This is a genomic window from Mycobacterium sp. E1386, assembly GCF_001672745.1.
Lineage (GTDB): Bacteria > Actinomycetota > Actinomycetes > Mycobacteriales > Mycobacteriaceae > Mycobacterium.
This window is the reverse complement of record NZ_LZKH01000263.1, coordinates 1-628: the sequence shown is the minus strand read 5'-3', so window position 1 is coordinate 628 and position 628 is coordinate 1. Positions and strand designations below refer to the sequence as shown.

The 628-nt window shown below is 68.8% G+C and carries 1 protein-coding gene; it reads left to right on the top strand.

Features of this window, described 5'->3' with window-relative positions:
- On the top strand, positions 1-628 hold a 628-nt coding region (locus A5709_RS27100; protein WP_197520245.1), incomplete at both ends, for a lytic transglycosylase domain-containing protein.

The following is a 628-nucleotide window of genomic DNA, read 5'->3' as shown; positions in this document are numbered from 1 at the left end:
TGCTGTCTCCCCGAGCATGCCCGACCTCTCGGGGCCGGCTGTCGTCCGCATCGACCGTTCCCCGACCGCTTTCCACGTCGCCGAACCCGCCTTGTCGGCACCACCGCCAGCGATGATCGTGAATGCGCCTGGGGCGCTTGGCATCCCGAGCATCGCGCTGGCGGCCTATCGCAGTGCCGAGCAAAAGATGGCGGTGGCCGCCCCGAACTGCGGCGTCAGCTGGAACTTGCTGGCGGGAATCGGACGCATCGAGTCGGGGCATGCGGGCGGTGGCGCGGTTGACGCGCGCGGCACCGCCGTCGTCCCGATCTACGGCCCCGCGCTGGACGGCACGCTGCCGGGCAACGAGGTCATCCTGCAGAGCAGCACCGGCAATCGGCCCACCTATGCCCGCGCGATGGGACCGATGCAATTCTTGCCGGGCACCTGGGCGCGATACGCATCCGACGGCAAGGGCGACGGCGTTGCCGATCCGCAGAACCTCTTCGACTCCACTCTGGCGGCGGCCCGCTACCTGTGCAGCGGCGGCCTCAACCTTCGCGACCCGTCGCAAGTGATGGCCGCGATCCTTCGCTACAACAACTCGATTGCTTACGCGCAGAACGTGCTGGGCTGGGCCTCGGCGTAC